This window comes from Barnesiella sp. An22, assembly GCF_963931395.1.
Taxonomy (GTDB): domain Bacteria; phylum Bacteroidota; class Bacteroidia; order Bacteroidales; family Barnesiellaceae; genus Barnesiella; species Barnesiella merdigallinarum.
In genome coordinates this window covers 565,452-579,904 of sequence record NZ_OZ007014.1, presented here as the reverse complement: position 1 = coordinate 579,904, position 14,453 = coordinate 565,452, and the positions used below count along the sequence as shown (strand labels likewise).

Below are 14,453 nucleotides of genomic sequence, written 5' to 3'. Positions count from 1 at the left end.
AGTTTAGTTTTATCAATCACTCTTCATAAATGACCGTCAGTACGGTTTGCCCCACCGCCTTCAGCGTGGCGGGGTCGATATTCTTCATCGTGTCGTCTACGGTGTGCCAGTAGGGCGGGAACCCCGTAACCGTCTCGCGCGAGCAGGCGATGATGTCGACACTGGGTATGCCGTAACGGTTCACATACACATGGTCGTCGGTCACATAGCCTCCCTTCTCATCTACGAAATAGTCGCCGTATCCCAGACGACGGGCCGTCTCCCACACCTGCTTCACGATACCCGAGGCGTAATACTCCGAAAACATCTCGCGGCAGAAGCGGGCACCCGAGCCACCCACCATGTCGAGCAGAATGCCGAACCGGGCCCGGTAGCCGGGCTTGTGCGGACGGCGGGTCCAGTATTGTGTACCCAGGGCCCAGGTATCCTCGTCGTTCGACGTGCTCCAATAGGGGGCTCCGTAGTCCTCGGCATCGAAGAAGGCAATGTCGACCCCCGCATCGGGGAGCTTCTGCCCCACCTGTCGGGCTATCTCGAGCAACACGCCCACCCCGCTCGCACCGTCGTCGGCACCGGCAATGGGCTGGCGATGCTTGCTCTTGTCGGCATCGTTATCGGCATAGGGGCGGGTATCCCAGTGGGCAAAAAGGAGTATGCGGTTTTTTTTCTCGGGCGAGAACGACCCGATGATGTTGCGGATGGCCAGCTCGCTGCCGTCGTAGGCGGTGACGGTGCCCTCCTGCACCTCGACCGTGGCTCCGTGACGGGCCAGCTCGGCAGCCAGATAGTCGGCCGTAGCACGATGTGCCGGCGTATTGGGCACCCGGTATCCGAACTCGACCTGACGTTCTACATAGGCATAAGCGCTATCGGCATCGAACACGGGAACCTCGACCGACACGGTATCGGTCGCCTGAGTCTCACTGCTGCTCCCCGATTTTGCCGAACAGGCCATCAGTCCTATAATCAGAAATAAATATATCAGTTGGCGGTTTAGCGTTTTCATCTTGCTCAAAAGTACGCATTCTGACAAAAACTCGCAAATATCCCGCCTATTTTATACAAAAAGAGAGGTCGACCGACTCTTTACCGACCGAGAAGAGCACCTCGGCCCCCTCGATGAGAGGCAGATTGTCGGAGACATGCCCCACGGGGAAATCGAAACAAACGGGGTAGTCATACTCCTCGACCAAGCGATAGATGAGTTCGTAGAGCGTACCACCCAGCCCCTCGTTCTCGGTATACTCGGTGAAGCGGCCTACAATCAGCCCCGAGAGCGAAGCCAGCCGCCCGGCCAGTTTCAACTGGTAGAGCATGCGCTCGATCTTGTAGGGAGCCTCGGCAATATCCTCGATAAAGAGCACCGAGCCGGGCCGGAATATATCGTAGGGGGTCCCTATCAGTCCACACAGTACCGCCAGATTGCCGCCCACCAGCATACCGCGGCCTTCGCCCTGCCGGTTCAGCGGGTGAGTTTTCTCGTGATACTCGGGTATCTGACCGAAGAGAATCTGCCGCAGATACTGCGTGCAACGGTCGTCGGCCGGCTCGGCCGTGAGGTGCTTGCACATGGGCGCATGCAGCGACATGATGCCCCGGCTCACACACAAGGCATGCAGCGCCGAAATATCGCTGAAACCGATTATCCACTTGGGATTACGGGCCACATCGTCGGCCAGCCGGTCGAGCAGATGCACGGTGCCGTAACCGCCTCGGCTGCACAAGATGGCTTTCACCTCGGGGGTATGCAGGGCGTTGCGAAAGTCGTCGGTACGATCGTCGACGGTACCCGAGTAGACCCCCGACTCTCCCAGACAGTGCAGCGATACCGACACACCCAGCGGCCAGGACTCGAGCCGCTCGACGGCACCTTTTACATAATCGGGGTTAATGATACTGGCCGGCGAAACAATGGCGAGTCCGTCGCCGGAAATCAGAAAGGGAGGTTGTGTCATCATCTCTATCGTAAGGCTTAAAAGGTTGTACCCGGCCCCTCATCGGGCGAGCGTCCTACAAATGTAACGAACTTTCGCCAGCCTTGAAACAAATAGCCCCGGAATCTTGTAAAAAACTCCGGGGCCAGTGAACGATAAGGTATCGCTTGTTTCGTTATTTCTCGCGCATGAAGATGTTGATGGGGGTTCCGCTGAAGTTCCACGTCTCGCGAATCTTGTTCTCGAGGTAGCGCTTGTAGGGCTCCTTCACCCACTGGGGCAGGTTGCAGAAGAAGACGAATGTGGGCACATAGGTCTCGCGCAACATGGTCACATATTTTATCTTCACATACTTACCCTTGTGTGCAGGGGGCGGATAGTTCTCAATGGCGCTGAGCATCACCTCGTTGAGTTTCGAGGTGGGTATCTTGCGCTGGCGGTTCTTGTAGACCTGCACGGCGCTCTCGAGCACCTTGAAGATGCGCTGCTTGGTCAGGGCCGAAGCGTAGACGATGGGGAAGTCGACAAACGGAGCGAGGCGCGCCCGTATGGCATTCTCGAAGGTCTGTATCGCCTTGTTCGACTTGTCTTCGACCAAATCCCACTTGTTGACGCAGACCACCAGCCCCTTCTTGTTCTTCTGTATGAGGGAGAAGATATTGAGATCTTGCCCCTCGATGCCGCGGGTGGCATCGATCATGAGGATGCAGACGTCGGAGGCCTCGATGGCCCGTATCGAGCGGATTACCGAATAGTATTCGAGGTCTTCGGTCACCTTGCCCTTCTTGCGGATACCGGCGGTATCGACCAGATAGAAGTCGAACCCGAACTTGTCGTAACGGGTATAGATGGAGTCGCGCGTGGTACCGGCGATGTCGGTCACGATGTAGCGCTCCTCGCCGATGAAGGCATTGATAATGGACGACTTGCCGGCATTGGGACGTCCCACGACGGCAAAGCGGGGTATATTCTCTTCGATTTCGGGCTCCGACTTCTTGGTGAAGCGTTTCAGAATCTCGTCGAGCAGGTCGCCCGTGCCCGAACCGCTGGCGGCCGACACACAGAAGGGGTCGCCCAAACCGAACGAATAGAACTCGGCGGCGTTGTATTGCCAGTCGTTCGAGTCGGCTTTGTTGGCTACCAGAATCACCGGCTTGGACGAACGTCGCAAGATGGCGGCCACGTGGTCGTCGAGGTCTACGGCTCCGGTTCTCACGTCGACCATGAACAGGATGACATCGGCCTCTTCGATAGCCAGCGCCACCTGCTTGTTGATCTCTTCTTCAAAAATATCTTCCGAATTAACGACCCATCCACCGGTGTCGATAATGGAAAACTCCTGCCCGCACCACTCGACCTTGCCATACTGGCGATCGCGGGTCGTGCCGGCCTCTTCGTTGACGATGGCCTTGCGGGTTTGCGTCAAGCGGTTAAACAGGGTCGACTTCCCTACGTTCGGGCGTCCTACGATTGCTACTATATTTCCCATAATTTCTCTTTCTTTTTTACGGCTGTCACAGCCATCGGGTTTTACTCGGGTATGTATCCAAATCCTTTCAGTTTATTCTCGCGGCTCCGCCAGTCTTTCTCGACCTTGACGTAGAGCTCGAGGTAGACCTTCTTGTCGAAGGATGCCTCTATATCCTTGCGGGCCAGCATGCCCACCTTTTTCAGGGCCGAGCCGCCCTTGCCGATGATGATGCCTTTCTGCGAATCGCGCTCGACATAGATCACCGCCATGATGTGTATGCGCCCCTCTTCCTCCTTGAACTGCTCGACAGCCACCTCGCAGGCATAGGGTATCTCCTTGTCGTAGGTGAGCAATATCTTCTCGCGGATAATCTCGGTCACGAAGAATCGGGCCGGCTTGTCGGTGAGCGCGTCCTTGTCGAAGAAGGGCGGCGAGGGAGGCAACAGCTCTTGAATGCGCTTGAGCAGATAGTCGAGGTTGAACTTATATTGTGCCGAAACGGGTATCACCTCGGCCTTCGGCAACAGGCGTTTCCACTCCTCTACCAGCTTTTCGAGCGACTCCTGCCCTCCTTGCAACAAGTCTATCTTGTTGATGACCACCAGCACGGGCACCGTCTCCTCGGCCACCTTGTCGAGGAACGACTGGTTTTTGGTGGGGGTCTCTATTACGTCGGTCACATAGAGCAGAATGTCGGCATCGACCAGGGCCGACTGCGAGAAGTTGAGCATCGACTCCTGCAGCTTGTAGTTGGGCACGAGTACACCCGGCGTATCGGAATAGACAATCTGCATGTCGTCGGTATTCACGATGCCCATGATGCGGTGGCGCGTAGTCTGCGCCTTCGACGTAATGATCGAGATGCGCTCGCCCACCAGCGAATTCATCAGCGTAGACTTGCCTACGTTGGGATTTCCTACAATGTTTACAAAACCGGCCTTGTGCATAGTTTTATCGGGTTAGTTTGCCAGACAATATATAGACGTTTCTCTTATTCTATTGTCCCCAAAGGTAGTGAAAATATTCTACTTGACGAAACAACCGCCGTCGGCTTTTGTTCAAAGACAAGAAAAGACGCATCTCTTGCTACAAAAGATGCGTCTTTGTCTTATTCTCGCAATGTTTATTTCGCGTTGTATCCCCACACGAGGTAGAGAGCGCCCCAGGTAAATCCGGCACCGAAAGCCGTGAGTACCAACTTGTCGCCGACTTTGAATTTATCTTCAAATTCGGCCATGCACAAGGGGATGGACGCTGCACTCGTATTGCCATACTTCTGGATGTTGACCAGCAACTTCTCTTCGGGAAGTTTCATACGGTCGGCGATAGCCTCGATAATACGCAGGTTGGCCTGGTGAGGAATGAAGTAATCGATCGTATCGACCGTGAGGCCGTTACGTTCCATCAACTTCTCCGACGAGGTGAGCATGTCGGTTACGGCGTGTTTGTACACGGCGCGACCCTCCTGATAGACGTAGTGCTCGTCGTTGTCGACCGTCTCGTGCGAAGCAGGATGAACAGCACCGCCAGCCTTCATCAGCAGGTGGGGCAAGCCCATACCGTCGGTATGCAGCACGGCATCGACGATACCTACCGGTTCGTCGGTGGGCTCGAGCATCACACAAGCGGCAGCATCGCCGAACAGCGGACAGGTCGAACGGTCTTTGTAGTTAACCATCGACGACATCTTCTCGGCAGCCAGCACCACTACGTGCTTGTACAAACCGCTCTTGATGTAAGCGGCTCCCGACTGCAAGGCTACGATAAAGCCGGCACATGCAGCCTGGATGTCATAACCATAGGCGGTCTTGATACCCAACTTCTCCAATACGATTGAAGCCGTAGAGGGGAAACGATAGTCGGGGTTGGAGGTTGCACAAATGAGCAGATCGACCTCTTCGGGTTTTACGCCGGTCTTCCGCAAAAGCTCGGCCACAGCTTTTTCACCCAAATCGGACGAGCCCGTACCTTCACCTTTCAAAATTCTGCGTTCCTTGATACCGACGCGAGTCGTAATCCACTCGTCGTTGGTATCGACCATGTGCGACAGTTCGTCGTTGGTCAGCACATAATCAGGGACATACGAGGCTATTCCCGTTATTTTAGCATTCATAACTATAAAATCGGCTTAGTGTGTGAAAAAATGCCCTAAATCGCTTTAGGGCTCTACATATCGAAACTTAGACTGCAGCCTCTTTTTCGATAGCCAATTTTCCTCTGTAATAGCCACACTCGCCACATACGGTGTGATATACATGCCAAGCACCACAGTTGGGGCAAACTGCCAAAGTAGGAGCTACTGCTTTGTCGTGAGTTCTTCTTTTGGCTGTTCTCGTTTTAGATTGTTTTCTTTTAGGATGTGCCATTTTTCTATTATTTAATTATTATCTATTATTTTCTTCAATTCGTCCCAACGGGGGTCGGTCATTGTCTCGCCTTCGTCGGGTACCACGTCTGCGATGTCCTCATCGTCAAACGCATCGAGGGCCTCGTCGTCGCCATCGTCCAGCGAGCGGGCCGTATGTTTGCGCAACTTAGCACTCATCGACTTGTTGCACTTCCCTGCCGGGTGAACGTGCTTCAAGGGAATTGTCAGCGCCACAAATTCGTACAAGAACCAGGCGATGTTCAACTCCCCGTCGCTCTCGGGAATCACTACCACATTGTCGCTCTCCTCGCTGTATTCGCTACCGAATTTCACGAAAAGCGTCTCGTGGGTTTTTACCTCGTGATCCATGTCGTCGAGACAGCGATCACACGGAATCTGAATCACTCCTTCCAAATCGAAATTCAATTCAAAAGAAGCCGCAGTCCGCTTCACGGTCAGCTTCACATTTACCTTCCCTTTTTGAACATCTTCTCCTTCGATATTCTTAAAGAACTCATTATCCAATACATACTCAAAATCCTGAGTACCTATCGGCATACTCTTGAGCGGTAATTTATAAGCACTAAATCGTCCCAATGCTATTTGTCGTTAAAACTGCGCAAAGGTATAAAAAATAATCGTTATAAATCAATCTTTTCGGGAGTTTTTATTTCATATTTAAAATTTTTCAATCCCGAAAGGGCCCGTTTCCATCGGGGAAGCGAAGCACAACGCTCGTCACTGTCGACCGATTGGGGAGTCACAAAGTCAGGCTACGCGCTTCAGCTCGATTCGGAAGGTAGTACCCTTGCCCACCTCCGACTCCTTCACAAAAATCCGACCGGCATGATACTCCTCGATGATGCGCTTGGCCAGCGTGAGGCCCAACCCCCAACCGCGTTTCTTGGTCGTATAACCGGGATTGAACACCGTCTTGAAGTTTTTGCGGGCAATACCCTTGCCTGTATCCTTGATGTCGATATAGATCTGCTGCCTCTCCGAGGTCAGATATACATCGATGCGCCCCTCGCCGTTCATGGCGTCGACCGCATTCTTGCACAGATTTTCGATAACCCACTCAAACAGCGGCAGGCACACCATGGCCCCCTCGGCATCCGATGGCAGATGGGTTGTTATCTGTACCTTGCTCGAGACCCGCCGACGCATGTACTCGGTGGCATTCTCGAGCACCTCGTTCACGTAAACCAGCTCCATCTCGGGCTTCGAACCTATCTTGGAGAAGCGTTCGGCTATGACCGAAAGCCGCTTCACATCCTTGTTCATATCAGACAGCAACGCCGGGTCTACCCCCGAAGCCTCCAGCAAATCCATCCACGCCATCAGCGACGATATGGGAGTGCCCAACTGGTGAGCCGTCTCCTTCGACAGCCCCACCCACACCTTGTTCTGCTCGGCCTTCTTCGTGCTGATAAGTGCAAAATAGACAATCAGCACAAACAGCACCATCACTCCCAACTGCACATAGGGATAGAACGAAAGCCGTTTCAGCAGGATAGAGTCGTCGTAGTAGAGATACTGTTTCTCGTCGCCACCCAGATTGATTTCGATCACATTCGAGCCACTCTGCAAATGAGCCAGCTTCCGCCGCAAATATTTCTCGGGATCAGTCTCAGGAAGATTCAAGTTGACATACTGATTTATCTCGTCATTCCCATCGACCAGAATAGCCGGTATCGAGGTATTGCTCTGGATGACCTTCAGGATAAGCTCCATGCTCATCTCGGTCTTGTCGCTGGCCAACTCGCGAGTCGCCTCGGCCCAAATCTCCATCTTCTTGCGCTCCTCGACCGAGAGGTCCTCGACCAGGTCGTTCGACACATAGAGCACCCCGCCGACCAGCAGCACCGATATCAACAGAAAAATCAACTTCCCTTTTTGCCGGAGATCATAAATATTTTGCATAGCCTCAAACCGCATTATATACATGTAATATATATAAGAACGGTGCGACCCGCCAAATATTATCCGACTGCTCATTTCGCACCTCCATACTCCCGCGCCCGGATGGCCTCGACTATCCAACGGAGATTGCGACGCGTATACCCAAAAGAGACAATCGAACTACGCCGGTCGAGATTATTCACGCTGTTGAGCCACACCCGACCGCTGTCATAGACAACAAATATATGTTCGCCCCAAGTGAAACTCCACATCGAGGGATTGGTATGGGCTACGATACAGTCGTACCCCAGGTGGTCGATACTCCACTCGTGTACCTCGGCCAATTCGATAAAGAGGTTACCTATCTCCTCGATCGAAAGGCGGGTTGGCACCTCTTCGAAGTCAAGCCGGTTGCGCTGCACATGAAACAGCAACAACGCCAGCAGTAACGGTATGCACAAAACCCATAAGGGCAACAATACACCCCAGGAATAAATCAGGGAGAAAAGGTTGAACAACAGCATACAACACAAAATAAACACCATCAAAGAGGGCAGGGCATAGTGAGTCGTGGCCCAATCGGTCGTAAGCGGCAAATGCCGTGTGCGCAACACAAAGTCGGCCAGCGGTTCATCGCCCTCCTTATGAAAGAACAGCCAAAACAAAAACCACTCTGCCACAATACAGAAGACGACAATGCCCACTAATATCCATCCCCACTCTGTGCCGGAAGCAGGAGTGTCGAAATCGTGATTTACGCGATAGCCCGACGGGGGAATATCGAGAATCACCATTCCCTGGTCGTAAGCAATGTTGTCGAACGAAAGGTCTTTGCAACGAAACTCGTAGTGTCCGTCTGTCTCGAGTCGCAACGGATAAAAATAGCGGTAGCACGAGGTCGTCTCTCCATTGCTGTAAACGGTTGAGCTACTGTTGCTGCGAGGGCGTATCGACCGGCCGTTGGCCACGATAATCGGGGGCTCGGCATCGGGCCGACGGTTGCACTCCAACACAAGCATGATGGCACTGCCTACCCGCAGGCTGTCGCCCCTGACTGAGAGTTCACACATTACCGAGGAGTCGACCGAATCGGCAGGCAGTATCCGGGACGAATAGGCTTTCTGATAAAGATCGGAAAAACCACTCAAAAAGTTGGCAATGATGGCCGAGTCGGACTCTTCGGCCCGAACGAACACCGTCCAAACAGCCAGACAAACAACGACTATACACCGTTTCACGCTTCTCATCTTTTTATCGGTGACGAATCGAGCAGAACTTCCTGAGGCAAATCGGCACACTCGCTCCAAAACAGGCCTTCTTCCTCATCGTCAATCCAATAGAGAGGCAACACCGTAGCTTCGTAACCAAAGATATAACGCTCGTTGGAAAGACGGGGTATCAACAATATTTCGGCATTCTCTTCCATACGCTCGTCATAAGCGAACTTGACGGAGTAATAAACATACTCGATATGATTCGCCCGGGTCTCCACGTCGACCGAAGAATCTTCGCCGCAGTCGGAACCGCCCTTTTTCTTGTGGGTTCTCGAGTCGAGCGAAAGGTTACCCAACTCCATCATCCCTTCGGGTACATGAAAAATCATATCAACCGAGTAGAATTCCTTTTTCCATATCGCCTTGTAGGGAATGGCTACGCGCACCAATACCCAACACGAGTCGGCCGTCTTGACCGCCCGCTCGACAGTATACCGCACCTGCGGGCGCTCAAGCGGTTTGAGTTTCTTATGCAGTTTCAATACCTCGGGGCTTACATCGTAGTCCATCCCCTCCACCGCCGTTACCGGCTCGAGCGGGGCGGTTGTTCTGCACCCCGCACAGAGGCACAACAGAACGACTACAAGCCAAACACTCTGTTTCATCGCTTTCTATTTTTTGAGGGTGTCACTTCTCTTATCATCCAATTTACCAGGGATATTTCACCCACGGGCTGTTCGCATCGGCCAGCAGCTTGTCGGCGGTATCTTTCATCACCGAATTATAGGCCCGCTTACCGCCCCACAACGAGCGGCCTATCACGTAGCTCAGGGCCAGTTCCCGCCACGACGAGAACGCTCCGTGGGCCAGTTCGTTTGCCACATCTACATATTGCCAGGCCTCGGTCTCGGTAATATAGCCCATCTCGCAGCAGGCCCGTGCCAGAAAACAGATACGTCCGGCATCCCACCCGGTCACGCCATAGCGACGCAGGTCGTCTTTCACGGCAATGACTTTGCACGCGAGCAGTTCGTCGCAGGTATCCTGCAGGTTCTGGAGTTGAACGGTTATCTTGTCATAATCCTCCTGCGAGGTCATGTTTTGCTGGAAGACCTCGTCCTGCTGTTTCGGATCGGTCAACAAGAAGGCCTGCCACACAAAAGGAAAGTAGTAGCGGTAACCTTTCTCGCACAGGTATTGCAGCTCTTCCACGGCCTCGGTACGACAGGTGATGCCCCACCACTCACCCAGAATCTTGGGCAGTTCGCTGCGGATACCCGTCTCAAGCGAATTTTGATAGGCCCCCTGTTGCGAAGCATAGAGAGCCCCCACGGCCAGCTTCCGACACTGCTCGTCGCTCAAGGTTGAACGAGGATTGAGACAGACGGTCGTGAAAGCCCGGCGCAACTTGCGCACGGTACCGATAGCACTTTTGCTCTTTTTATAAATCCATATTCCACCACTCACGACAGCTATCGTGAGCATGATGTAAAATTCGTTACTCATCGTCCATACAGTTTTTCGATTTCGCATTCTCTATTACCAGGCTATCTGCCGCCAGGGCGAATCGTCCCGACCGAGCAGCAGCGATGCTATCTCATAGGCGGTGTCGCAGTCGTCGGTATCGTCGTGCCAAACGCCGCGCCCCAACGTGTAGCTGAGCCCAAACTCCTGCCACGACGAGAACTCCTGCCGGGCCACCTCGGCTCCCACCTGCATGATGTGCCACATCTCCTCCTCGGTGACATAACCGCACAGGTAGGCCCAACGCCCCAGATTGACGACACGCACCAAATCCCAAGCTATCGCCGTGTGGGGGATTGTAGTCCTGTCGCAATATTCGTTTCGAATCATGTAGGCAACCATCTGACGCACCTCGTCAAGTTTTTCGTCCAGTTCAGGGTCGGCATCGACCTCCTCGTCACTCAAGAGTACGGCCAGAGCTTCATCGGCCTCGGCGTGGTGCCCTTCGTTCAACAGCCAGTTGACCGTCTTGACGACCGAGTCGCGGTCGGCAATCTCCCACCAGTTTTCGAGTTGAGCCTTGATGGTATCGATCTCGATTTGGCAATCGAGGGTATCGACACACTCGTCGTTATATACCAACAATGGTGCGGCCAAGGCCAGCACACGGAGTTGCTCGGGTGTCAACCGACTGTCGCCGCTGCGGCGTATCGTCCAGTCCTCTCCCAAGGAATCGAGAGCGAGATCGTTCATCTCACGGAGCTCCTGCTCCAGCGACCCATCCTGCATCTGCCGGTAAAAGTCCCCGGCCTGCGCCATATTCGCACGGGCTGTTTGTGCCACAGTATCGGCATCTACACCACCCAATGTTCCCATCGCGGCCTGTTGCCTCTGAATCTCTGCCAGGTTGGGTACGGCTGCCTGCATCTGGGCCATAATCTGCGCCTGCATATCGCTCATGTCGGGCATTTCAAATCCCGGAATATTCCCATACATCGACTGTATCTGTTCCATCGCCGCCCGCACCGAAGCCTCTTGTGCAGCCCGGGCTATCTCCTCCGGCGTGTGAGGGGTGTTCAATTCATCTTGTGCCATATAAATAAGTATTTTAAGGTTCTGTTATCCTTCGGCTCCGGCATATAGCAGAGTTTCGACAATCTCGTTGAAACCCCGCTCGCCGGCATAATAGAGGGCCGTGTGTTGTAGGTTGTCGGCCACATTTACGGCAGCTCCGGCAGCTATCAACAACGACACCATCTCGTTGTCACCCAACCGGGCGGCCTGGATGAGCGGAGTCTCGCCCCGACTGTTGCGGGCATCGACATTTGCCCCTGCACCCAGCAAAGCCTTGCCTATAAAACGGTTGCCCGACAAAACGGCAGCATGCAGCGGAGCAGTCCCAACCAGCGAAGCCCGGTTGACATCGGCTCCAGCCGCAATCAGCAACTCGGCCAGAAAGAGGTTGCTCCGACCACAAGCCAACAGCAGAGGGGTCTCCCCTTCGTCGTTCATGGCATTGAGCTGAACCTTCGAATCGGCCAACAGGGTGCACACCACCTCTCCCTGGTCGTTATGGACCGCCTGATGCAGAGCCGTATTGCCCCGGCTGTCGCAAGCGGAGGCATGGTCCAACAACGACACCACCTCGCGCAACCCATGTGCGGTAGCATAGTCGAGTGGAGTATGCCCCGACTGGTCGGTCTGTCCGGTATCGGCCCCCAACCCGATGAGATAAAGAGCGGCATCGGTGCGTTTGTAATCGAGCAGCACCATGAGCGGCGTGCGTCCCTCGCGGTCGGTCGCATTCAAGTCGGCTCCATGCCGGGCCAGCAAGGCCACAATCTCCTTGTTCCCACTCTGTGCCGCAGCATGCAGGGGGCTTTCACTACGATTGTTGATCAAAGAGACATCGGCTCCCCGATCGAGCAACAGAGCCACCACATCGCGGTGCCCCTGCCGACAGGCGTAATAAAGAGGAGTATTCCCCTCGCCATCACGCTTATCGAGATTGACACCTCCCTTGTCGAGAAAAATGCGCACGATGCTCTTCTGTCCGTTGCGACAGGCATTGAGAAAAGTCAGGTTATTGTCCATCGTTTGAGATTAAGCATATTTCAATAAAAGTTTCACCAGTCCTTCGTTGTTTCGGCGGGTGGCCCTGTCGAGCGGAGTCTCCCCCGCATTGTTGACAGCGGCAACCGACGGAACCCCAAAATCAAACAATAGTCGGGCCGCCTGTTTCGCCTCTGGAAGCGAATAACAGTCGGCGATATAGTGCAAGATGGTATTCCCTTCGCTGTCGACCGCCTGCACATCGGCTCCGGCTTCGAGCAAAAACTCCTCCATGGAACCACTGTGGAGGCCGCAGGTCTGACGGTTGAAGAGGTGCATCAACGACACCCGGCCCCGACAATCGCGAGCGTTGACAGCGACACCCCGCTCGAGCAGACGGCGCAGGGCATAGAGGGCCAAGTCGTCACTCTCGTAACAGCATACAAGCATCAAGGCAGTCTCCCCTTTACCATTCACCGGGGCATCGGGGTTCCACCCTTTTTCCAGAAAAAGATTCAACAGAGGTCCGAAGGTCTCCATCCCAGAAGCATGCCGGCACCCTTTGTCGAGCCACTCGACAAAAGCAGTCTCGCCCCGCGAATTGCGGTAGTTGGGGTCAGCTCCGGCTCGAAGCAGCATCACAGCCGCTTCGACATTCTGCCAAGTGAGCGCACAAGCCAGCGGCGATTTCCCGTAAAAGTCGTTCATCTTCTCATACCCGCACTCGGTCTGCAGCTCGACACCCCATCGCAACAGGGCCGTGACCGCCGCCAAATCCTTGTAATACAATGCTTGGAAAATATCCATGCCTCCAGTCTCTTCGAGCGGTTCGCCCGATGCAGAGTCCTTACCCGAAAGCAAGGCACTCACCCGCTTGGCGCCCCCTTCCATGGCCAGGTCGAAAGGTGTCCGTCCATAACTGTTCTTCTCGTCGGGGTCTATTCTCCCGTCGACCAGCAGAAGAGAAGCCGTACGATAGCAGCGTTCGGCCTCCTCGAGCTGCTCGTCCCGCTCGCGCAGAGTCTCCTCCTTGCGTCTTTCAGGGACCCAAGTATCTGCAAAGCGTGCTATCCCCGACTCCAACCGACGCAAACAAGCGGCCGTATCGACAGCCACACGGCATACAACGTGCAAAGCATTCTCGCCGTTGGAGTCGACCGAGTCGATACACCGTGCCGAACGGACCAACAGTTCAACCAGACGATGATGCCGATTCCGCACCGCCTCGATGAGAGCGGTCGTATTGCAGGCCGATCGGGTCACACTGGCCCCTTGCTCCAACAATAACCGCGCAGCCTGACATATCCGTTCGCCAGTAAAGGTCCGCTCGCCAGATACAACAGCCAGGCAGTGCAAAGGGGTATATCCCCGACCGTCTCGCACATCGACCTTGGCACCCCGTATCAGCAACAACCCGATGGCCTCGACATCGACCTGCTCGGCAGCCAGATGCAGAGCCGTACGGTCGTAAAAGTTGTCGTCCCGGTCGTCGAGTGGAACTTCGGCAAAAGCCTCCAGCAATTCCCCTCTGGGGACCTCGCAATCATACAGTTTATAAATGGCTTTGACTGTCATGGTCGATTTGTTCAATGAGGTTACAGATGTGCCGGTATCTACCGCCCAGTCGGGCGGCAATGGCCCGTACTTCGTCGTATCGCCTCAGCCGGAAAGCAGCCTCGGCCTTGAGGCGAAGGAAAAGGGTATCGGTCTCGGGAGAAAAGGGTGTAACAAGCATGGGGCACAAGGGCAAGGCGCTCTCATGCTCCCAGTCGAGCAGGGATTGGGGCAAAGCCGAAGGCGCGGAACAAGGGCGTACCGGTAACAAACGGTCGGCCTCGCAGAGCAAAGAATAGCACCGCTCATAATCACCCGCCCCGAAACAGCACACAGCCTTGTTGTAAACGACCCGCAGGTCGTCATCGGCAAGCCGGTCGAAACAGGCATAGCCCAGGGAATAGGCCCCACAAGCGAGATAGCTCACCCCGGCCTCGAACAGCCGGTCGGCCCCGGCACCTGTAACGACCGCTTTATCTCCGAGCAAATTCACC

15 protein-coding genes are annotated in these 14,453 nt (G+C 54.5%); all 15 read right to left on the bottom strand.

Annotation, left to right across the window (positions count from 1 at the left end; all coding sequences use genetic code 11):
- Nucleotides 1–16 precede the first annotated feature (16 nt).
- Nucleotides 17–1,006 (bottom strand): M28 family peptidase, encoded by a 990-nt coding sequence (locus ABGT88_RS02405; RefSeq protein WP_087408829.1) that lies wholly within the window; start codon nt 1,004–1,006, stop codon nt 17–19.
- A 46-nt stretch (nt 1,007–1,052) separates the two neighbouring features.
- The gene (locus ABGT88_RS02400) at nt 1,053–1,958 is read right to left on the bottom strand and encodes an LD-carboxypeptidase (RefSeq protein ID WP_346700203.1); all 906 of its coding nucleotides are present in this window, start codon (nt 1,956–1,958) and stop codon (nt 1,053–1,055) included.
- Between the two features lie 151 nt (nt 1,959–2,109).
- A complete protein-coding gene (der, locus tag ABGT88_RS02395; RefSeq protein WP_258327196.1) occupies nt 2,110–3,423 on the bottom strand; it encodes a ribosome biogenesis GTPase Der in 1,314 nt (437 codons plus the stop codon).
- Nucleotides 3,424–3,464: 41 nt separating this feature from the next.
- Entirely contained in the window at nt 3,465–4,352 is an 888-nt protein-coding gene (era, locus tag ABGT88_RS02390) for a GTPase Era (RefSeq protein ID WP_346700201.1), read from the bottom strand.
- Nucleotides 4,353–4,528: 176 nt separating this feature from the next.
- A complete protein-coding gene (locus ABGT88_RS02385; RefSeq protein WP_346700199.1) occupies nt 4,529–5,518 on the bottom strand; it encodes a beta-ketoacyl-ACP synthase III in 990 nt (329 codons plus the stop codon).
- Between the two features lie 67 nt (nt 5,519–5,585).
- Nucleotides 5,586–5,771: a 50S ribosomal protein L32 gene (gene rpmF / locus ABGT88_RS02380; protein ID WP_008861440.1), complete on the bottom strand. Its 186-nt coding sequence runs from the start codon at nt 5,769–5,771 to the stop codon at nt 5,586–5,588.
- Between the two features lie 11 nt (nt 5,772–5,782).
- A complete protein-coding gene (locus ABGT88_RS02375; RefSeq protein ID WP_087408804.1) occupies nt 5,783–6,370 on the bottom strand; it encodes a DUF177 domain-containing protein in 588 nt (195 codons plus the stop codon).
- A gap of 171 nt (nt 6,371–6,541) precedes the next feature.
- Complete coding sequence (locus ABGT88_RS02370; RefSeq protein ID WP_346700196.1) at nt 6,542–7,696, bottom strand: ATP-binding protein; 1,155 nt, start codon at nt 7,694–7,696, stop codon at nt 6,542–6,544.
- A gap of 71 nt (nt 7,697–7,767) precedes the next feature.
- Nucleotides 7,768–8,913 carry a hypothetical protein gene (locus ABGT88_RS02365; RefSeq protein ID WP_143240940.1) on the bottom strand — a complete coding sequence of 382 codons (1,146 nt, stop codon included), beginning with the start codon at nt 8,911–8,913 and terminating at the stop codon, nt 7,768–7,770.
- Nucleotides 8,914–8,918: 5 nt separating this feature from the next.
- Nucleotides 8,919–9,554: a hypothetical protein gene (locus tag ABGT88_RS02360; RefSeq protein ID WP_346700194.1), complete on the bottom strand. Its 636-nt coding sequence runs from the start codon at nt 9,552–9,554 to the stop codon at nt 8,919–8,921.
- A gap of 43 nt (nt 9,555–9,597) precedes the next feature.
- Nucleotides 9,598–10,395, bottom strand: a complete 798-nt coding sequence (locus tag ABGT88_RS02355) for a DUF1266 domain-containing protein (protein WP_298662544.1) — start codon at nt 10,393–10,395, stop codon at nt 9,598–9,600.
- Nucleotides 10,396–10,428: 33 nt separating this feature from the next.
- Nucleotides 10,429–11,448 carry a DUF1266 domain-containing protein gene (locus ABGT88_RS02350; RefSeq protein ID WP_346700192.1) on the bottom strand — a complete coding sequence of 340 codons (1,020 nt, stop codon included), beginning with the start codon at nt 11,446–11,448 and terminating at the stop codon, nt 10,429–10,431.
- Between the two features lie 24 nt (nt 11,449–11,472).
- Nucleotides 11,473–12,447 (bottom strand): ankyrin repeat domain-containing protein, encoded by a 975-nt coding sequence (locus tag ABGT88_RS02345; RefSeq protein ID WP_346700190.1) that lies wholly within the window; start codon nt 12,445–12,447, stop codon nt 11,473–11,475.
- Between the two features lie 9 nt (nt 12,448–12,456).
- Nucleotides 12,457–13,980, bottom strand: a complete 1,524-nt coding sequence (locus ABGT88_RS02340; RefSeq protein ID WP_298662549.1) for an ankyrin repeat domain-containing protein — start codon at nt 13,978–13,980, stop codon at nt 12,457–12,459.
- Nucleotides 13,958–14,446 carry a hypothetical protein gene (locus ABGT88_RS02335; protein WP_346700187.1) on the bottom strand — a complete coding sequence of 163 codons (489 nt, stop codon included), beginning with the start codon at nt 14,444–14,446 and terminating at the stop codon, nt 13,958–13,960. Before ABGT88_RS02335 ends, ABGT88_RS02340 begins: the two co-directional genes overlap by 23 nt.
- Nucleotides 14,447–14,453: the final 7 nt, after the last annotated feature.